At 70.2% G+C, this 19,536-nt stretch carries 18 protein-coding genes; 11 read left to right on the top strand and 7 right to left on the bottom strand.

All coding sequences use genetic code 11. From position 1 onward, the window contains the following. Positions 1-67 precede the first annotated feature (67 nt). From ACIA8K_RS25475 to ACIA8K_RS25465, 3 genes are read left to right on the top strand one after another with little or no spacing between them, the layout of a single operon-like run. Positions 68-1,159, top strand: coding sequence for an FAD-dependent monooxygenase (locus ACIA8K_RS25475; protein ID WP_396063406.1), 1,092 nt, complete (start codon positions 68-70; stop codon positions 1,157-1,159). 34 nt (positions 1,160-1,193) lie between these two features. Next, positions 1,194-1,631 (top strand): DedA family protein, encoded by a 438-nt coding sequence (locus ACIA8K_RS25470; RefSeq protein ID WP_396063404.1) that lies wholly within the window; start codon positions 1,194-1,196, stop codon positions 1,629-1,631. Between the two features lie 43 nt (positions 1,632-1,674). Further along, positions 1,675-2,127: a hypothetical protein gene (locus ACIA8K_RS25465; protein ID WP_396063402.1), complete on the top strand. Its 453-nt coding sequence runs from the start codon at positions 1,675-1,677 to the stop codon at positions 2,125-2,127. Here the strand turns inward: ACIA8K_RS25465 and ACIA8K_RS25460 are convergent. The 3 genes from ACIA8K_RS25460 to ACIA8K_RS25450 all read right to left on the bottom strand — a co-directional run bounded on the left by ACIA8K_RS25460 (position 2,115) and on the right by ACIA8K_RS25450 (position 4,510). Next, positions 2,115-2,603, bottom strand: coding sequence for a family 16 glycosylhydrolase (locus ACIA8K_RS25460; protein WP_396063400.1), 489 nt, complete (start codon positions 2,601-2,603; stop codon positions 2,115-2,117). The two genes, ACIA8K_RS25465 and ACIA8K_RS25460, sit on opposite strands and share 13 nt — an antisense overlap. 126 nt (positions 2,604-2,729) lie before the next feature. Beyond that, a complete protein-coding gene (locus tag ACIA8K_RS25455; RefSeq protein WP_396063398.1) occupies positions 2,730-3,485 on the bottom strand; it encodes an SDR family oxidoreductase in 756 nt (251 codons plus the stop codon). Further along, the gene (locus tag ACIA8K_RS25450; protein ID WP_396063396.1) at positions 3,482-4,510 is read right to left on the bottom strand and encodes a zinc-binding dehydrogenase; all 1,029 of its coding nucleotides are present in this window, start codon (positions 4,508-4,510) and stop codon (positions 3,482-3,484) included. The genes ACIA8K_RS25455 and ACIA8K_RS25450 overlap by 4 nt, the downstream gene beginning before the upstream one ends. 119 nt (positions 4,511-4,629) lie before the next feature. On the opposite strand from ACIA8K_RS25450, the gene ACIA8K_RS25445 reads away from it, so the two are divergent. From ACIA8K_RS25445 to ACIA8K_RS25415, 7 genes are all read left to right on the top strand, one after another. After that, entirely contained in the window at positions 4,630-5,994 is a 1,365-nt protein-coding gene (locus ACIA8K_RS25445; protein ID WP_396063394.1) for an ABC transporter substrate-binding protein, read from the top strand. 83 nt (positions 5,995-6,077) lie between these two features. Continuing rightward, positions 6,078-6,923, top strand: a complete 846-nt coding sequence (locus tag ACIA8K_RS25440; RefSeq protein ID WP_396063392.1) for a carbohydrate ABC transporter permease — start codon at positions 6,078-6,080, stop codon at positions 6,921-6,923. Positions 6,924-6,927: 4 nt separating this feature from the next. Continuing rightward, a complete protein-coding gene (locus tag ACIA8K_RS25435; RefSeq protein ID WP_396063390.1) occupies positions 6,928-7,839 on the top strand; it encodes a carbohydrate ABC transporter permease in 912 nt (303 codons plus the stop codon). Positions 7,840-7,867: 28 nt separating this feature from the next. Continuing rightward, a complete protein-coding gene (locus ACIA8K_RS25430) occupies positions 7,868-9,058 on the top strand; it encodes a mandelate racemase/muconate lactonizing enzyme family protein (RefSeq protein ID WP_396063388.1) in 1,191 nt (396 codons plus the stop codon). Then, complete coding sequence (locus tag ACIA8K_RS25425; protein ID WP_396063386.1) at positions 9,055-9,396, top strand: L-rhamnose mutarotase; 342 nt, start codon at positions 9,055-9,057, stop codon at positions 9,394-9,396. The genes ACIA8K_RS25430 and ACIA8K_RS25425 overlap by 4 nt, the downstream gene beginning before the upstream one ends. Further along, positions 9,393-10,208, top strand: a complete 816-nt coding sequence (locus ACIA8K_RS25420) for an amidohydrolase family protein (RefSeq protein WP_396063384.1) — start codon at positions 9,393-9,395, stop codon at positions 10,206-10,208. The genes ACIA8K_RS25425 and ACIA8K_RS25420 overlap by 4 nt, the downstream gene beginning before the upstream one ends. Further along, on the top strand, positions 10,205-11,200 hold the full coding sequence (locus ACIA8K_RS25415; protein ID WP_396063382.1) for an aldo/keto reductase: 996 nt from the start codon (positions 10,205-10,207) through the stop codon (positions 11,198-11,200). The genes ACIA8K_RS25420 and ACIA8K_RS25415 overlap by 4 nt, the downstream gene beginning before the upstream one ends. Before the next feature lie 25 nt (positions 11,201-11,225). On the opposite strand, the gene ACIA8K_RS25410 is transcribed toward ACIA8K_RS25415, so the two are convergent. After that, positions 11,226-11,987 carry a FadR/GntR family transcriptional regulator gene (locus ACIA8K_RS25410; protein ID WP_396063380.1) on the bottom strand — a complete coding sequence of 254 codons (762 nt, stop codon included), beginning with the start codon at positions 11,985-11,987 and terminating at the stop codon, positions 11,226-11,228. A 435-nt stretch (positions 11,988-12,422) separates the two neighbouring features. Between ACIA8K_RS25410 and ACIA8K_RS25405 the strand changes: the two genes are divergently transcribed. Then, the gene (locus tag ACIA8K_RS25405; RefSeq protein WP_396063378.1) at positions 12,423-13,640 is read left to right on the top strand and encodes a cellulose binding domain-containing protein; all 1,218 of its coding nucleotides are present in this window, start codon (positions 12,423-12,425) and stop codon (positions 13,638-13,640) included. An 89-nt stretch (positions 13,641-13,729) separates the two neighbouring features. Here the strand turns inward: ACIA8K_RS25405 and ACIA8K_RS25400 are convergent, their stop codons facing one another. From ACIA8K_RS25400 to ACIA8K_RS25390, 3 genes are all read right to left on the bottom strand, one after another. Further along, a complete protein-coding gene (locus tag ACIA8K_RS25400) occupies positions 13,730-14,821 on the bottom strand; it encodes a ricin-type beta-trefoil lectin domain protein (protein ID WP_396063376.1) in 1,092 nt (363 codons plus the stop codon). An 8-nt stretch (positions 14,822-14,829) separates the two neighbouring features. Next, the gene (locus tag ACIA8K_RS25395) at positions 14,830-17,133 is read right to left on the bottom strand and encodes a beta-L-arabinofuranosidase domain-containing protein (protein WP_396063374.1); all 2,304 of its coding nucleotides are present in this window, start codon (positions 17,131-17,133) and stop codon (positions 14,830-14,832) included. Between the two features lie 65 nt (positions 17,134-17,198). After that, the gene (locus tag ACIA8K_RS25390; protein WP_396063535.1) at positions 17,199-19,265 is read right to left on the bottom strand and encodes an RICIN domain-containing protein; all 2,067 of its coding nucleotides are present in this window, start codon (positions 19,263-19,265) and stop codon (positions 17,199-17,201) included. Between the last annotated feature and the right edge of the window lie 271 nt (positions 19,266-19,536).

Genomic DNA, 19,536 nt, shown 5'->3' with positions numbered 1-19,536 from the left:
CATCATGCATGCGGACGTCCAGTGTGGAGATCAGCGCTTCCACCCGACCATCCGCTAGGAGTTCCGCATGCGTGTCATCATCGCCGGGGGTGGCCTCGTCGGCCTCACCACCGGCCTGGCCCTGCACCGCGCCGGTGCCGACGTCCTGGTCTGCGAGCAGGCGACCGAGATCCGCGCCGCCGGGGCCGCGATCGGCCTGTGGCGCAACGCCCTCGACGTGTTCGCGCGGATCGGCGTCGGCGACGACGTCGAGGCGATCGGCACGACCGTGCGCACCTGGTTCTACAACGCGGCGGGCGACCGGTTCCGCGCGCCCGGGTCCACCGAGGCCGACCACACCATGCTGCTGCTTCCCCGGCCGGAGCTCACCCGTCTGCTCGCCGACGTGCTCACCCCCGCCCGGATCCGGCTCGGCCGCACGGTGACCGGGTTCGACGAACGGCCCGGCGCGGTGACCGTCCGCTTCGACGACGGCTCGTCCGCCGACGCGGACCTGCTCATCGGCGCCGACGGCGTCTACTCCCGGGTGCGGGAGGCGCTGCTGCCCGGCTACCGCGCCACACCGCACGCGGGCCACCACGCCTGGCGGGCCGTCGTCCCGGCCGGCGACGAACCGGCGCAGGGCAGCGTGCTCACCGTCGGACACCACCGCACCCGCGGCGGATTCACCCGCACCTACGGCGGCAACACCACCTGGATGGTCAACCAGTTCGACTGCCCGCCGCTGACCGGGACCGTCAAGGAACAGGCGCTGCAACGCGCCGGGCATCTCGACGACGGCGGCTGGGGCGAGCCGCTGCGCCGCCTCATCGCCCGCACGCCGGACGACCGCATCCTGCACAACCAGATCGTTGTCGTACCGCGGCTGCCGCGCTTCAGTGGTGCCCGCGTCGCACTGATCGGCGACGCCGCCCACGGCCTGTCACCGCACATCTCCGCCGGCGGCACGCTCGGCATCGAGGACGTCGGCGTGCTGGCCGGGCTGCTCGGCCCCGGCGCGGACGTCAGCGCGGCGCTGGCCCGGTACGACGCCGACCGGCTCACGCGGTACGACACCGTCCACGAGCTGTCCGCGGCCGTCGAACGCTCGCGCGACGCCGAGGAGTACGCCCGTCACTACGCCGCCTTCAGCCACTGGATGCTCGCCGAAGCGCCGTGACACCCCACCTCCTCACGACCCCTCAGGATCGGATGTGCGCACCACCACCGCTGCCGGCGCGTTCCTCGGTGACCTCATCCCGTACGGCGTCGGCCGTGTCCTCAAAGGACGGCTTGTGAAGCGCATGCCGCCCGGGTCCAAGCGCCGCCGGACCCACGACTGGCTCGCGGCGGAGCTGGCACGCCGCGGCGGCTTCGTGCTCGTGTCCACCCGGTTCATTCCGGTCGGCCGGTACCTCGCCACCATGACCACAGGCATCGTCGGCTATCCGTTCTGGCACTACCTGCTGTTCACCGCGATCGCCGCGGTCACCTGGAGCGGCTACACGGTGATGTCCGGCTTCCTCGGCGGGCTGCTGTTCCAGGACAACCCGCTGCTCGGCATCGGCGTCGGCGTCGGGCTCGGACTCGCGGTGACGCTCGTCATCGAGGTCGTGCACCGCCTCCGGAACCGGGCGCCGGACCTGGGCTGAGCCGCGTGGTCACCTGACACATCGATCATGGGAGCATGTCGATATGAAGAGTGAAGTGCTGCGCCATCGGTTCACCGTCCCGGCACCGCCCGCCGCGGTGCTCGCGCATCTGCTGGAGCCGGCCAGCTACGTGGGGCTCAACGGCCTGGTGATCGCGGTGCAGGACATCCGCGAGGAGGACGGTGCCACCGCTTACACCGCGATCGAGCGGCTGCACGTCCTCGGACTACGCTTCCACACCCGGCTCAAGGTCCGGGTCCACAGCGAGGAGGACGGCACCCGGTTCGTCATGCAGGTCGCCACCGGCGGGGGAGTGCGGGTGCGCATCGAGACCGCGCTCGCTCCCATTCCCGAAGGGTCGGCGGCCGACGACACGATCACGCTGACCGCCGCGGCGCCGATGCGGGCGTACGCGGTCAAGCAGGCCCGCGCCGGCCAGCTGCACAGGGCGCGGACGCTCGCGGACCGGCTGGGCCCCGGCGCTCAGGGGGCGTAGACGCGGACGTAGTCGACGACCATCTCCTGCGGCAGCACCTCGTCGTGCGGCGCGCCCGGCCAGTCGCCGCCGACCGCAACGTTGAGCAGCAGGTGGAAGGGCTGGTCGTTGAAGACCCACGTCGTACCCGCGGGGAGATTGCCGGGTGTGACGGTCTTGTAGGTCGTGCCGTCGAGCGTGAAATCGATGCGGTCCGGCGCCCATTGCACCGCGTAGGTGTGGAAGTCGGCGGACAGGTCGGCGCCGATCGTCGTCTCCCCGCCGCGGCCGGTGTCGTCCTCGCCGGAGTAGCCGGGACCGTGCACGGTGCCGTAGACGGTCCCGGGGTGGTCGCCGACGTTCTCCATGACGTCGATCTCGCCGTTCGCCGGCCAATCGCCGCGGTCACCCATCATCCAGAAGGCGGGCAGCAGGCCGGGGCCACGCGGGATTCTGATCCGCGCCTCGAAGCGGCCGAACCGCCTACTGCTCGGCACGGTACGGCTCCTGCGGCTGAGGCGGACGAGGTGAACCGCTTCGGCCGCCTACGGTAACGCGGGGCCGCCGGTCACGGGGTTTCCTGACGGACCCGGCCCGCGGCGTGGCGGGCCGGGTCCGTCAGGTCATCGTCCCAGCCAGCCGCCGTCCACCGGGAGGACCGCTCCCGAGACGTAGTCGGACGCGGCGGAACTGAGGAACACGGTGCTGCCGGCGATGTCCGCGCCCTGTCCCCACCGGCCGGCCGGGATGCGCTCCAGGATGGCCTGGGACCGGTCGGGGTCCTCGCGCAGTGCCGTGTTGTTGTCGGTGGCGATGTACCCGGGGGCGATGGCGTTGACGTTCACGCCGCGCGCCGCCCATTCGTTGGACAGGGCCCGGGTGAGCCCGGCGATCGCGGACTTGGCCGCGGTGTAGCCGGGCACGTTGATGCCGCCCTGGAAGCTGAGCAGGCTCGCGGTGAAGATGATCTTGCCGTGGCCGCGCTCGAGCATCGGCGCGGCGACCAGCTGGGTGAGTGCGAACTGGCTCGACAGGTTGATCTCGAGCACCCGGTCCCAGTCCTCAAGCGGATGGTCGGCCGCGGGCGTACGCGCGATGGTGCCGGCGTTGTTGACCAGGATGTCCGGTGCGCGCCGGGCGAGATCGGCGCCGAGCGCCAGCACTGCCGCCCGGTCGGCGAAGTCGACCGCGTGGGCCTCGAAGGAGCGGCCCTGCGCGCGGACGGCGTCCGCGACCTCGTCGTCGGGCCGCAGCTGCGCGCTGACCCCGATGATGTCCGCGCCGGCGGCCGCAAGTGCCTCGGCCATCGCACGGCCGATGCCGCGGCGGGCGCCGGTGACGACCGCGAGCCGTCCGCTCAGATCGAACAGCGCGCTCATGCCTGCTCCTGCCCGGCCACGTCGACCAGGATCTTCATTGCCCGGCCGCTGGACAGGTCGGCCACGGCGGCGGCCGTCTCCTCCAGCGGCACGACGCCGGAGATGAGCTCCCCGGCGGGGATGACGCCCTGATGCAGCAGCTCGATCGCGCGTGCGAAGTCGGAGCGCCGGTAGACCCGGGCTCCGACCAGGCGCAGTTCCCGCCAGAAGACGCGTTGCAGGTCGATCTCGCGCGGGGCCGGATGGATGGCGACGACGACGATCGTGCCCCGCACCTTGGCCAGGGCCGTGGCGGAGCGCACCGCGGCGGCCGCGCCGGACACCTCGAAGACCACGTCGGCCCCGGTGCCCGCGGTCCGGTGCTCGACCTCGGCGGCGAGGTCGTCATCGGCCGGGTCAAGCACGTCGAAACCGAGGCCGGCGATGAGGCGACGACGGGTGGCGTCGATTTCCACCATCAGCACGCGGGCCCCCGCGTGGCGTGCCACGCTGGCGATGAGCACGCCGATCGGCCCGCCGCCCAGGACCACGACGTGATCGCCGACCTGCAGCTCTGCCCGCCGGACGTCGTGCACCGCGACGGCCACCGGCTCGACGAGTGCCGCGGTGCGCAGGTCAAGCCCGGCGGGCAACGGCACGGCGATCGACGCGGGTACGTTCCAGCGCTGCTGCAGGGCGCCGGGGGAGTCGATGCCGACGAAGGTCAGGTTCTGGCAGATGTGCTGGTGGCCCGCGAGGCAGGCGGCGCAGGTGCCGTCCCAGATCAGCGGCATGACGGTGAGCGGGTCGCCGACCGCCCAGCCGTCCACCCCCGGCCCGACTGCGGCGACGGTGCCCGAGGCCTCGTGACCGAAGATCAGCGGAGTGCGCACCCGGGCGTCCATGTTCCCGTGCGCGATGTGCAGGTCGGTGCCGCACAGACCGCAGTAGGCGACCGCGATCTGCAGCTCGCCGGGGCCGGGTGGCTCCGCTTCCACGGTCACCGTCCGCAGGCGGCCCGCACCGTCGTATGCCGTGCCTTTCATTGCCGTGACCTCGCTATCTGGGGCCGGAGATGCCCCCTTGCAAACGTCATACGTATGCCCTTATATTTCGGGTCGATGAACGCCGCGTCAATAAGGATGATCAAAAAAAGGACAACGACATGGTTCGCTCCACGCGTTTCCGTACCGTCCGTACCCTGCTGACCGCACTCGGCAGCGCCGGGATCCTCACGCTCGCCCTCGCCGGTTGCGGGGGCGGCGGTGACAGCGCCGGCGACGGGGCCTACGGCTTCCCCCAGGTGGCGCAGGACGACAAAGCCACAATCACGGTCTGGGTCGACGCTGATCGCACCAAGGCCGCGGACGCCTTCAAGAAGGCGAACCCGAACGTGCCGGTCGAGGTGGTGACCTACGACGGCTCGTCGAACGGCTCCAACTCCTTCCGTACCAAGATGCAGCTGTTCGACCGGGCCCAGGAGGGCTGGCCGGACGTGGTGTTCTCAAGCCAGAACAACGACGCGGCGTGGGCCAGCCAGAAGAGCAACGGCAAGCAGGCGTTCGCCGCGGTGCTCAACGGCGGGCTCGTCGCCAAGGACACGCTCGACGGGTTCACCGCCGGCGCGCTGAACCCGTGCACCGTCGACGGGAAGGTCTACTGCCTGCGCAACGACCTGGCCCAGGCGGTGCTCTGGTACAACAAGGCGCTGCTCGACGAGTTCGGCTACCAGGTGCCGGCCACCTGGGAGGACTACCAGGCGCTCGGCGAGAAGGTCGCCAAGGAGCACCCCGGCTACATCGTCGGCACCACAGGCGACGCGTGGACCCCCGAGGTCTTCTTCTGGGGCAGCAAATGCCAGGCGAACGACGTCACCGGCCCGAAGGCCGTCACTGTGAACACCGGCACCCCGGAGTGCCGCCGGGCCGCCGCGATGCTCGACACGCTCATCAAGAACGGCACCACGCCGAACATCAGCGTGTTCACGCCCGAGTTCGTCCAGAAGTACTCCGGCAAGGTGCTGACGATGCCCGGACCGGCCTGGTACGCGGGCGCCATCTTCAACAACCCGGAGTCGCTCAACGTACCGGCCGGTCAGCTCGGTGTGGCCGCGCCGCCCGCCTGGCAGGGCGAGGAGGCGGTGACCGGAAACGTCGGCGGCGGCACCTGGTTCGTCAGCAGCCACTCGAAGAACCTCAAGGCCGCGGAGAGCTTCATCCGGTTCGCCACCACCGCCGACGCGTACCAGGTCGAGGTCGCCCCCGGCTACCCGGCCTTCGCCCCGGCCGCGGAGAAGTGGGTGAAGAAGCAGGAGTCGAGCGGCTACTACGCCACCGACCTGGGGGCGGTCGTCACGGTCGGCACGCTGATCTGGCCGGGCTGGGGCTCCGGCATCTTCAGCCAGGAGGCCATCTGGGCCAAGACGATCACCCCGGGGATCGCCGGCGGGAAGAGCCTGGTCGACCTGCTCCCCGAGTGGCAGAAGGCGATCCAGAACCAGGCGCAGGTGGACGGGTACACGGTCAAGTGACGATCGTCGGCAATACCGCCCGTACGGCGGCCGCGACGACGGGACGGGCGGCTCACAGGCCGCCCGCCCCGGGCGGCAACGCGATGAGCTACGGCTTCGTCTCGCTCTACGTGGTCCTCGCCCTGGCGTTCGGGATCCTGCCCGCGTTCTACGCGGTCTACCTGGCCTTCACCGACGGTGCGGGCGCGTTCGCCGGGCTGGACAACTTCACCAAGGTCACGGGCGACTTCCGGTTCTGGCCGGCGGTCACCCACGTGGCGCTGTACCTGGTCATCTGGCTGATCGCGCTCGTGGTCCTGGTGACCCTGCTGGCGATCGTCGTGCACGCGATCAAGGTCCGGTGGCTGAGCCGTACCCTGCGGTTCGTCTTCTACCTGCCCGGCGCGCTCGCCGGCGCGTCGAGCGTGCTGCTGTGGCTGTTCGTGCTCGACCCGACGGCCAGCCCGGTCAGCGGACTGCTTCGCGCGCTCGGCTTCGACAGCTTCGTGCAGGTCATCGTGCCGGGCAACCTGCCGGTGGTCTTCACGATCGTGGCCTTCTGGACCGGGGCCGGCGGCTGGATCGTGATCATGTACGGCGCGCTCAACAACATCAGCGCCGAGGTGATCGAGGCGGCCCGGGTCGACGGTGCGAACGCGGTGCAGATCGCCTGGGGCATCCAGCTGCCGATGCTGCGCAAGTGGATCTCCTACATGGGCATCATGTCGCTCGCCGCCGGCACCCAGCTGTTCGTCGAGCCGCAACTGCTGTCCCAGGCGAGCAACGCGGTCGTCCCCAACGACTACTCACTCAACCAGCTCGCCTACCAGTACGCGTTCCAGCAGAACGACTTCAACGGAGCGGCGGCGATCTCCCTGCTGCTGCTCGTCATCGCCCTGGCGCTGTCGGCCGTCTTCGTGACGCGCGGCGGCCTGTTCGAGCGGGACTGATCACATGAGCTCTGCACACAGTGGAACCGCCACCTCGTCGCGCCCCGGCCTGACCGGCTGGAGCGGCCGGGCGATCATCGGGGTCATGGTGGCGGTGTTCGTCCTCTTCTTCGCCATCCCGATCGTCTGGCTGCTGCTGGCGACCACGAAGTCCGCGCGGGGCCTGATCGTCGGCAACCCGTTCTCGTTCGGCAGCCTCGACGGCCTGGCCGCGAACTGGAACCAGCTGTTCGGGTTCCAGGACGGCGCGGTCACGTCGTGGATGGCCAACTCTGCGCTGTACGCGCTCGGCGCGCTTGTCATCACGCTCGTCGCAAGCATCCCCGCCGGCTACGCGATGGCGCTTACCGAGTTCCGGTTCAGGCGGCTGCTGCTGGTGCTGACCCTGATCGTCATGCTGATCCCGAACACGGCGCTTGTCCTGCCGATCTTCCTGGAGCTCAACGCGGTGGGCCTGATCGGCAGCTCGCTGTCGGTGATCCTGCCGATGTCGTTCTTCCCGTTCGGCGTCTACCTGACCTACATCTACTTCTCCACGAGCATCCCCAGGGACCTGCTCGCGGCGGCCCGGATCGACGGCTGCCGGGAGTTCCAGGTGTTCACCAAGGTCGCGCTGCCGCTCGCCGCACCGATCGTGGCGCTCGTGGCGTTCTTCAGCTTCGTGCAGAACTGGAACAACTTCTTCCTGCCCTTCGTGATGCTGCCGTCAAGCGACGGATATCCGGTGCAGGTGGGACTGACGTCGCTGCTGGCCTCCACACCGGCGTTCAACCCCAGTTCGGCCGGCAGTCAGTCGGTGCAGCTGCCGACCCTGGCCCTCGCGACAGTGGTGTCGGTGCTGCCGGTCCTCATCGTCTTCCTGGTGTCACAGCGCTTCCTGGTGGCCGGCATGACCGCCGGCGGGACCAAGGAGTGAGCGCCATCTTCCGCAACAAGGAGTCGTCATGAAAGTCACCGGCTACCGCAGTCTTGCGACGAAGCACGAGTGGGGCCGGCTCACCGGCGACGCCAACGGGGTGATGCCCGGCCACGAGACCGACGTCCACGTGCTGATCCTGGAGACGGACGAGGGCATGGAGGGCGTCGGCGTCGGCGCGCACGGCGACATCGACCGCGTCTTCGGCGCCGTCGAGGGGGAGGACCCGCGGGCGGTCACCGGGCTCTACGACCGCATGCTGGCCTGGGTGTTCAAGACCGGGCACGCGGGCTCCGCGTTCGGGGCGATCGGCGCGATCGACATGGCGCTGTGGGACCTGAAGGCGAAGGCGGCCGGCGAGCCGCTCTGGCGTACCCTCGGCGCGCTTGACCGGTTCGTTCCCGGCTACGCCTCGGGGCTCGACATCGCGCTCGACGACGACGCGCTCGTGCACCTCTACGAACGCTACGCGGACCGCGGATTCAGCTCCGCCAAGCTCAAGGGCGGCCACGACGTCACCCACGACCTGCGCCGCCTGCTCGCGGTGCGGGACGTGCTGCGCCGCAACTCGGCACACCCCGCGCTCATGCTCGACGCCAACGAGTCGTGGAACCGTACCCAGGCGGTCCGGTTCGTCAGTGAACTTGAACGCTCAATCGACCTCACCTGGATCGAGGAGCCGGTGCGCCGGTGGGACAGCGCCGGGCTGGCCTCGGTGCGCCAGCACATCCGCGCGGGCGTGGCCACCGGGGAGAACCTGACCGGGCTGGAACAGTACCGGCCGCTGCTCGCCGCCGACGCCGTGGACATCGTGCAGATCGGCAACGTCTGGGGCATCACGCACTTCCTGCGGACGGCCGCGGTGGCGCACGCCCACGACCTTCCGGTCAGCCCGGTCACCTACCACGCGAATCCGGCGGCACACGCCGCGGCGGCGATCCCCAACCACCTCGCCTTCGAGGTCCAGCACCTCAGCGCGCCGATCGGGCTGGAGATCGACCAGGAGATCATGGACGGCGGCATCGTCCTGGGCGACCAGCCGGGCATCGGCATCCGGGTGGACGAGGAGCACATCAACGCGGTCCGCGCCGCCAATCCGGTGGCCACTGTGGTCGGACCGCACGTGCGCCCGGACCGGGCCGGCCTGCGGCTGGTGCCCGACGGACCCCGCGGGACCGGGCGGGCGGACGCCCGGCTGACGGCGGGGGTGACGGCATGAGCACCGGAACCCCGCGGCGGTACGCGTTCGTCGTCGGCGTCCGGCCCGAGCTGCGGGCGCGGTACCTGGAACTGCACAGCGCCGTCTGGCCGCAGGTCGAGCAGACGTTGCGGGACGCGAACGTCACCAACTACTCGATCTTCATCGTCGGTGACACCCTGTTCGCCTACTACGAATACGTCGGCGAGGACCACGACGCCGACATGGCCCGGATCGCCGAGGACCCGGTGACCCGGCAGTGGTGGACCCACACCGATCCCTGCCAGCGGCGCATCGCCGACGAACGGGTCCCCGGGGCGCTGTGGCAGCCCATCGACGAGATCTGGCACCTGTCGTGAGCGATCCCGTCGACGCCCACGTGCACCTGTGGAACCGCGCCACCGACCCGCAGCCGTGGATCGACCCGGAGTCGATGGCGGCGATCGACCGTGACTTCGACGCGGCCGATCTCACCCGGATGCTCGACGCGACATGCATCGGCACGGCGGTGGTCGTCCAGGCGGGCAAAAGTCTGGGCGAGACCCGCAGGCTGCTGACCGGCCCGGCAGAGCGGATCGCCGGTGTGGTCGGCTGGATCGACCTGACCGCCGACGTGCCGGGGCAACTCGGCGCGCTCGACTCCGGCCGTCTGGTCGGCATCCGGCACCTCGTCCACGTCGATCCCGATCCCGGCTGGCTGGACCGCCCCGACGTCGGCCGGGCACTCGACCTGCTCGGCGCGCGTGGTCTCTGCTTCGACCTGGTGGTGCGCTCCTGGCAGTTGCCGCTCGCCGCCCGGGTCGCCAAGGCGCACCCCGGCACCCGATTCGTGCTCGACCACCTCGGGGGCATCGCCGAGACCACCGACGACGCGGACTGGGAGAGCGGCCTGCGGGCCCTGGCCGGGCAGCCGCACGTCTACGCCAAGATCTCCGGGCTGGCCGGCCTTGTGGGCGATCCCGGGCGGCTGCGCCGGATCGCCGGCGTGGCGCTCGACGCCTTCGGCCCGGACCGGCTGATGTACGGCTCCGACTGGCCGATGGCCCGCCTGGGCGCCGGGCCGGTCGCCTGGCGTACGGCGGTGGACGAGCTGATCGGCGGCCTGAGCGCGACGGAACGGCACGCGATCATGTCCGGTACCGCCACCGCCTGCTACCGGCTCGACCGATGAACGCGGCAGTCGCCAGACTGTTCGACCGGGCCCGGTCACCGCACGGCGTCCTCGGGCTCGGCGGCGCGCCGCTCGGGAACTTCGGCGCCGCGATGGACGACGCGCACGCCCGCCGCACGCTGCGCCGCGCCTGGGACGGGGGGATCCGTTACTTTGACACCGCCCCCCATTACGGGCTCGGGCTCTCCGAGCGGCGGATCGGCGCGGAGCTGCGCGGACTTCCCCGCGAGGAGTTCGTCATCTCCACCAAGGCCGGCCGGCTGATCGTCCCCCGCGAACGGCCGCTCGAGTGGGACGACGACGGATTCGTGGTGCCGGGAGACCTGGGGCGGCGCTGGGACTTCTCCGCCGGGGGAGTCGAGCGCTCGCTTCACGACAGCCTCGACCGGCTCGGTCTCGACCGGGTCGACATCCTCTACGCCCACGACCCCGACCAGGCGTGGGACGGCGCCGGACGTCAGGCGCTGGACTCGCTGGCCCGGCTCAAGGCGGCAGGGCTCGTCTCGGCGATCGGCATCGGGACCAACTCGACTGCCGGCCTCGCCCCGCTCATCCGCGAGGGTCTGGTCGACGTGATCATGCTGGCCAACAGGTACTCCCTGCTTGACCAGGAGGCGCTCGACACGGTTTTGGAGCCGGCCCGGGAGCACGGGGTGGCGGTCGTGGCCGTCGGCGTCTTCGCGACCGGGCTGCTCTCGACCGCGCGGCCCCGCCGTGACGCCACCTACGAGTACCGGCCCGCCGAGGCCGCCGTCGTGGAACGGGCCGACCGGATAGCCGGGATCTGCGCGGACCACGGCGTACCGCTGCCGGCCGCCGCTCTTGCGTTTCCCCTGCTGCATCCCGCGGTGGCCGCGGTCGCCGTCGGTATGCGGTCACCTCGCGAGGTGGACGAGGACCTCGCCTATGCCGCCACCGGTGTGCCGGCCGGGCTCTGGCCCGATCTGGTCGCTGCGGGAGTCCTCCCGGCCACAAGCGTGCCGGCCGGGTAACTCAGCGCTGCAGCGGCCGGATGGCTCAGCGTTGCAGTCGGCCGGGATCGCCAGGGCCGAGTCGGCGTACCAGCCAGGCCTCGGTGATGTGGGTGAACATCGCCGAGGCCGCGCCGTCCGGGTCGCCGGCGGCGATGCGTTCGTACACCCGCCGGTGACCCTGGTTGGAGGCCACGCACAGCGCCCGGTCTGTCTGTCCCATGTAGCGTGCGGTGTTGACCACCTGGCTCTCCAGGGCGCGCACGACGGCCCGCGCGATCCGGTTGCCGGAGGCTCTCATGATCGTGTCGTGGAACGCCCGGTCCTGGTGGCCGTAGATCTGCGGGTCGTCCACGAGCGTGTCCATCAGGTCGACAAGCGTCCGTAGCCGGTCGACGGTCTCCGTGTCCGCCACGCGTGCGGCCACGTTCGCCATGTCGGACTCCAGGAGCCGGCGGGTGACGACGAGATCGTCCAGGATGACCAGGCCCTCGTCCCGCGCGATGCTCGCGGCCAGGACGAGCTCGTCGAGCATGTCCCACATGGCCGGCTCCTGGACGATGGTCCCCGCGCCCTGGCGGACCTGCACCAGCCCCTTCTCCTGGAGGAGCTTCACCGCTTCCCGGACGACCGTGCGGCTCACGCCGAAGCTCTCGCCGAGGATCGGCTCGGGGGGCAGCGCGGTGCCGGGCGGGTGGACGCCGTCGACGACGCGGCTGACCAGTTCGGCGGTGACGGCGCGGGCCAGGTTCGCCGGGCGGCGGGTCCAGGCCGGGGGTGGAGGGGCTGCCTCAGATGATCGAGTCATGTCTCCTCCAGTGCCGCAAGCGATGTCGCGATGGTACCGACAGCGCCCGGCGCAGGGCCCCGTGCGGGAACGCCGGAGTGTCCTGCGCAATACATCATACCTATGATGTATTTGCCTCACGCGGCTGGGCGGTGCGCGGTGGCGCTTCCGGAAAGATTCCGGTATGAAGCGGCTTGCATTGACGGACCTCACTGAATTGATTAGCGTCAATGGTGGTCAGCGCGTTGCTCCTCCCGGAAGTTCTGGCTCGGGTCGCGATTCTGAGCACGCCTGATCTGGTCCGCAGGCGCACGGGTGACCCGACATCCGGAAGTGACAAGCGCCGGGCCGGACGACCCGCGCATCCCCATCAGCCGCGTCCAGCTGCCCCGAACAGCGCGGGGCCGCACGCCGTCCCCTCGCGCAGCGGTGTCGCGGCACATCGAGGAGGACACCATGAGAAGAACGTCGACCATCGGCGCCGCACTGGCGGCCGCCGTCGTCGCGGTGACCGCCGGGCTCCTGGCGATCGGCGCCGGCCCGGCCGACGCCGCGGTCGGTGGCTCGGGGCCGTACCCCGCCGACTACGAGACCTCCGCCGGACTGACCAACCACACCATCTACCGGCCGCAGAACCTGCCGTCGGTGCGACTGCCAATCCTCGTGTGGGGCAACGGCGGCTGCGCGGCCAACGGCACCGCCCAGATCAACTTCCTCCGGGAGATCTCCTCGCACGGCTTCCTCGTCATCGCCAACGGCGCGCCGAACGGGTCCGGGTCCACCACGTCGCAGATGCTCACCCAGTCCATCGACTGGGCGTTCGCGGAGAACTCCCGGTCCGGAAGCAAGTACTACGGCCGGCTGGACACCGCTGGTGTGGCCGTCGCCGGGTTCTCCTGCGGTGGGCTGGAGGCCTATGCGGTCTCCAACGACCCGCGGGTCACCACGACCATGATCTTCAGCAGCGGACTGCTCAACGACGCCGACGACTACCAGCTCCGGCGGCTCACCAAGCCGATCGCGTACTTCATCGGCGGCACCAGCGACATCGCCTATCCGAATGCGATCGACGACTGGGGCAAGCTGCCGTCGGGGCTCCCGGCCTTCATGGGCAACCTGAACGTCGGGCACGGCGGCACCTACGACCAGACGAACGGCGGGGAGTTCGGCCGCGTCGCGGTGCTCTACCTCTCCTGGCGGCTCAAGGGCGACACCGCGGCTGGCACCGCCTTCGTCGGCTCCGGCTGCGGCCTGTGCGGTGGCCCGTGGCAGGTGCAGCAGAAGAACCTCAGCCTCGGCGGCACCCCACCGACCACGCCGCCGCCGACCACGCCCCCGCCCACGACGCCGCCGCCGAGCACGCCGCCGCCGAGTAACGGCACCGCCTGCGCGGCCGTCTTCACGGTGCAGGACCAGTGGAACGGCGGATTCGTGGCCGGCGTGACAGTCACCGCCGGGAGCGCGGCCCTCAGCGGGTGGAAGGTCACCCTCGGGCTGCCGGGCGGAGCAACTGTCACCTCCGTCTGGAGCGCGGTCAACACCGGCACCAGCGGCACGGTCACCATGGCAAACGTGTCGTACAACGGGCAGTTGGGAGCGGGGCAGTCCACAAGCTTCGGCTTCCAGGGCGCCGGCACCGGTGGTGGCACCACCGCCACCTGCGCCGCGGCCTGACACCGCACGGCACCGGCCGGCGACCCACGTGGTCGCCGGCCGGTGCCGATCCCCATGGCGGTCGCCGCGGGGCCGGGCGGAAGAGCCGCTCAGACGCGGGACCAGCGCTGGTTCGCCGCGGTGGTGCAGGTGCGGAGGACGGCAGTGCTGCCGTTCGCGGTGCCGCCCGCCTCCAGGCAGAGCCCGGACGCTACGCCGCGGACCGTGCCGTCGCTGCCGAGCGTCCACTGCTGATTCGTACCCCCGTGGCAGTCCCAGATCTGGACCTTGGACCCGGAGGCCGCACCGGTGGGGGAGTCCAGGCACTTACCGAGCGCCCGCAAGGTCTGCCCGTCCGCCGTCCAGCGCTGGTTGGTGGCGCCGCTGCAGTCCCAGACGATCGGCTGCGTGCCGTTCGTGGTGTTGCTGCCCGGCACGTCGAGGCAGCGGCCGGACGCGCCGCTGACAAGCGTCTGACCGCCGCCGCTGCCACCGCCCGGCTCGCCGATCGTGCCCGGGACCGCGCGCAGGGCGGCGTACCAGGTGGCGGCCATCTTGTCGTAGCCGCCGGCGGTGGGGTGGACGCCGTCGATCAGGTCGGCGGTGCTGAGCGCGGCGTGCATGTCGACCAGGTGCACGCGCTTGCCGGCGTTGACCTTGGACTGCACCATGCCGGGGATCGTGGCGTTGAACGTGCGCGCGGCCGACTCCTGACCGGCGTTGGACAGCGGGATGATCGTCGCGACGAACACGTCCGCCGAGGGCGCGGCCGCGGTGATCCGGTCGACGAGCGCGGAGAGCCGGTTCGGCGCGCCTGAGACGTTGTAGTTCTGCAGGATGTCGTTGGTGCCGATGTGCAGCAGGACGCTGCGCGGCCCGGTGCTGTTCAGCCAGCCGGTGATGTTCGCGTCGATCTGGTCGATGCGCCAGCCCGGGTGTCCCTCGTGGTCGTGGTCGCCGAGCTGGGCCGGCCCGTTGTACTGGGTGCCGACCAGGTCGACGCGGTAGCCGGCACCGGCCAGTCGTTGCCACAGGCCGTTGCGGTAGCCGCCGGGGACCTGGGTGCCCTCGGTGATCGAGTCGCCGAGCGGCATGACCCGGGTGCCGCCGTTGGACTCGGCGGCGTGGGACGGCGCCGCGAGGCCGAGCACGGTGAGCGCGGTCGTGAGCGCTACCGCGGCGAGCTGTCGTCTGGTGTGCATGTGTCTCCTCAGAGGGATTGAAGGCGCCAGCGGGTGGAGCCGGAGTCCTGGACGACCTGCGCGCCCCAGGTGGTGGACGAGTTGAGGACGCCGAGCAGCTTGCCGCTGTTGACGTTGCGGATGCGGTAGGTGCCGTCGCCGTTGTCGAGCAACGTCCAGCGGTGGTCCGCGGTGCCGGTGTCGCCCCACTGCAGGACGCGGGCGTTGTCGGCGGTGGACATGTTCTCCACGCCGAGCACCTTGCCGCTGTTGACGTTGCGGAAGCGCACGGCGTCGCCGTCAGCCACGCGTACCCACTGGTGGTCTGTGGTGCCGGTGTCGCCCCAGACGACGGCGAGCCCGCCGTCCGCTGTGGACATGTCCTGCACGCCAAGAACCAGACCAGAAGCCGCATTGACCAGCTTGTACGTGTTCGACGCGCCGGACCCGGTGTTCCAGTAGACGGTGTAGTTGAAGCCGTGCGCGTCGTGGAACGGGCCGAGGTTGACCGTCTGCCCGTTCGCGGTGGCGGTGAACGCCAGGCCGCTGGTCCTGGTGATCGACGCGACGTTCAGCGACGGCAGCGCGTTCAGCGTGGTGTTGCCGTAGTTGCCGCAGAGCACCGCGGGCCCGTACGTGATCGCCTGCACGGACGGGTTGTCGTTCGCCGCCTTCATGATCACGCGCATCGGCAGGCGCACGGTGACGGTGTCGCCGGCCGCCCAGGTGCGGGTGACTGTGGCGTACGACCCGGGCGTGGTGGTGACGTTCTGTGCGGCGCCGTTGACGCTGATCGTCGCGCCGGACGTCCAGGCCGGGATGCGCACCCTGATGCTCCACGACCCGCTCATCGTGCCGCCGAGGGTGAGCGTGGTGGTGTCGCTCGCCGGATAGCTTGTGGCCTGTGTGACTGTGATGCCGCGCGCGGACCAGGTGAGCACCGACGGCACGAACAGGTTCACGGTGAGCGTGCTGCCGTTGTAGAAGTAGATCGAGTCCATCAGTTTGGTGTTGGTCTCGATGCCTGTGCCCTGGCAGCACCAGAAGCTGTCGTAGTCGGTGCTCCAGGTGCCACCGCCCCAGGCCGGCCCGACCCCGCGTCGCCCACCGGCCCGCAGCGGCGTGAAGTAGGTGATGTGGCCGTTGGCGCTGGCCGGGTTCTGCGCGCCGATCAGGTGGTTCAGAAGCGCGTTCTCGTAGTAGTCGAAGTACCCGGCGCGGTCCGGGTCGAGCAGCCACAGCTCCCGGGTCAAGTCGAGCATGTTGTACGTGTTGCACTGCTCGCACGTGTCGTTGGTCAGGTAGCCGGCGATCGCGTTCGCCGGGCGGAAGTGCTCGGCCTGACTGTTGCCGCCGATCGCGTAGGTGTGCGCGCCGACGGTGATGTTCCAGGCGTTGGCCGCGATGTCGCGGTAGCGGGTGGTGCCGGTGGCCTTGTACTCGCGGGCCGCGCCGATCCACTTCGGCACCTGGGTGTTCGCGTGCAGCCCGTTGAGCTGGTCCTGGCCGGCCGCGAGCGGGTTGAACACGGACTGGTGGTCGAAGCGCTGCGCGACGGTGAGCCACCGCTGGTCGCCGGTCTGCTGGTAGATGTCGGTAAGCACCGCGTTCATGCCGCCGAACTCGGTGCCGAGCATCGCCTGCATCTGGCTCGAGCTCAGGCGGGAGGTGCGGGTGTCGACCCAGCCGGCCAGCGCGAGCAGCACCGTGCGCGCCTGGTCGGTGCCGATCAACCGCCACACGTCAAGCAGCCCGGCGAGCGTCTTGTGGATGCAGTAGTAGGGCACGTTGCCGTTGGTGAGCGTGCGGTTCTCCACGGCGGTGATGTCGGACTCCGGGAACCCGGACAGGTAACCGGCGGTGAACCCGGCGGCGCCGTTGTTCGCCTGGCACCGGGCCATCTCCGCGACCAGGTAGTTCGCCTTGTCCCGGCACGTGGTGTCGCCGAGCACCGCCCACGCCTGCGCCCAGGCGGTGAGGAAGTGGCCCTGCGAGTGCGACCGGAACGGGAACGACGGCGCGTCCCAGCCGCCGTTCGCGGCCGCGCCGTTCGTGGACAGGCGGTGGTTGGCGCGGAAGACGTAGAGCAGCCGGTCGGCGTTCACCGCGCGCAGGTAGGTCAGCGTCCGGTTCTGGTTGTCGAGGAACCTGCCGCTTGTCAGCCGCACCTGCCCGAGCGGGAACGGGTACGCGCCGACGCCGATGTCCGCGCGGGCGGGTGGCAGTTCGGCGGCGGAGGCCGGTGCGGCGGTGGCGACGCCGGTGGCCGAGACGATCGCGCCGGCGCCCGCGAGGTGCAGGACCTGACGGCGGCTGAGGTGCGCGGATGACATGGGCTGCTCCGAGGGGGAAGTCGTGGCGGCCGCTCCCGGGCGGGAGCGGCCGCGCAGTGGGCGATTTACGGCGCGCTTACCTGGAACCGGTTGACGGTGACCGCGCCACCCAGAGCCGTGGTCGCGTAGTTGAAGACGCCGAACCGGTAGCCCATGAAGAACTGCCAGTTGTTGTTGAGCGTGAACGCGGGCCCGAGCGTGGTGAACGTGGTCCCGTTCGTGCTGTAGGAGAACGTCGCGGTGCGCCCGGAGCCGGGCCTGATGTCCGCTGTCACCCGCAGCCAGATCCGCCCGCCGCTCACCGTGGCGCCGGCCTGTTCCGCGCCGGTGCCGGTGGTGGTCCAGCCGTTGGTGTTCATGGTCAGGCCGTTGGTCATCGACACCCGGGTGGTGCCGTTGTCCTTGCGGATCCCGATCCAGGCGGAGGAGTCGCGCAGCATGGCCAGCCCTGACCGGTCACCGTTGGCCATCGCGCTGTAGTCGAGCTCGACCGTGGCGGTCGACGACGGGCCCTGGATGCGCCGGGTGAGCGTGTTCCGCGCGTTGTAGAGGTCGCCTGTGACCGTCGCGGTCTGCAGTCGCAGGCCGTTGCCGATGCTGAACCGGCTGGTGTCCGGGTTGTGGTTCCACTCGTACTGCGGTGGGAGCGGCCCGGAGGTGAAGGTGTCGGTCCCGGTCATCGGCGCCACGGTCTTCGTCGTGCTGATCGCCGGCTTGGGGTAGGTGGCGCCCCAGCGTCCGTTGACAGTGGTCAGCACCGGCCAGTCGCCGTTCCAGGTGATCGGCGCGAGCGTCGGCACCCGGCCGCCGGGGTAGGCGTCGGTGAACGCCATGTACCACCAGTCACCGTTCTGTGTCTGCACGAGCCCACCCTGATGGGGTACGCCGCCGCCGGAGATCGGACCGGGCAGGTCGAGCAGCACCTGCCGCTGCTCGTAGGGGCCCCACGGGCTGGTCGAGCGCAGCACGTACTGGCCGTTCGCGGGCCGGGTGAGCCAGATGTAGTAGTAGTTGCCGCGCTTGTACATCCGCGAGCCCTCGAGCGTGCCGATGCTCGACGGCGTCTGGTAGACCGTCTGCGACCTGACCTCCGCTGTCAGGTCCGAGTTGAGCTGCGCGACGCTGATCGTGCCGTTGCCGTAGGCCACGTACGGGGTGTCGTTGTCGAAGAGCAGCCCGGCGTCGTAGTAGCACTTGTTGATCCGGGCCTTCTTCGACCAGCCCTCGCCGGCCGAGGCCGAGGTGTAGACGTAGGTGCGGTTGAACTCGGTGCAGCCCAGCCAGTAGTAGGTGCTGTTCGACGGCCGGTAGTTGAACGCGGACGCCCAGATGCCCTTGACGTAGGCGCGCCCGCCGGACAGGTCGTAGGCGCCGGAGTCGAAGTCGAGGCGCGGCACCGAGTGCCCGGCGAACTCCCAGTTGACCAGGTCGTAGGAGCGCAGCACCGGCGCGCCGGGTGAGTAGTGCATCGTGGAGGCCGAGTAGTAGTAGGCGTCCCCGACCCGGATGATGTCGCCGTCCGCGAAGTCCTGCCACACCACCGGGTTGGTGAACGTGCCGCCCGCCGGTGGGGTGGAGCCGCCGACCGGGACGAGCTGCCACTGCTGACCGGCGCCGTTGTAGTCGGCGTACTGGACGATGTTCCCGCCGTCGGCGGTGGAGGCGTTCTGCACCTCGACCGCCTTGCCGCTGTTGCGGTTGAGGAAGCGCACGTACCCGTCGCTCGAGTCGGCCACGCTGAACTGCTGGTTCGCACCGTTCCCGTCCGACCACTGCACGATCGACGCGCCGTCGGCGGTGGACAGGTTGTAGACGTCGAGGACCTTGCCGGACAGCCGGGACTTGATCCGGTAGTAGCCGTTTCCGGAGTCGACGAACTGCCACTGCTGCTGGTTGCCGTCGTTGCGCGACCACTGGGTGATCCGGGCCCCGTCGGTGGTGGCGGAGTTGTAGACGTCCAGGGCCTTGCCGCTGTTGCGGTTGACGAGCACGTACCAGGCGTTGGTGTCGATTGTGGCGGCGTGCGCGGCCGGCGCCGAGACGACGGCGACGCCGGCGACGATGAGTAGGGCGAACGCGGTGATCAGCGCGGAGGCCGCGCGCCGCAATGGTCGGTGGACCACGGGATCGATGCCAGTCACATGCCGCTCCTCGGTAGCGAATGATGTCGATGTGAGCGCTCACATCCTCGGGCGGCATGTGCTGCATGCGAATGTCTGCCAGAGGGGCTACTGCGCTACGTATTTATGTCTGCCTATGTTGCCAGAGTGTTTCGGCATCCTCAAGGGGTACGGTTCCGGGCGTCGGAACGCCCGTATCGCCGGGCCTATCCAAATGGTGCGACCTGCACCGCCGGATGTGCGTAACACTTTTTGGATGCCGATTCGCCCGTGCTTATAAAGC

This window comes from Catenuloplanes sp. NPDC051500 (assembly GCF_044454585.1).
Classification (GTDB): Bacteria; Actinomycetota; Actinomycetes; order Mycobacteriales; family Micromonosporaceae; genus Catenuloplanes.
This window is presented reverse-complemented; position numbering and strand designations above follow the sequence as displayed.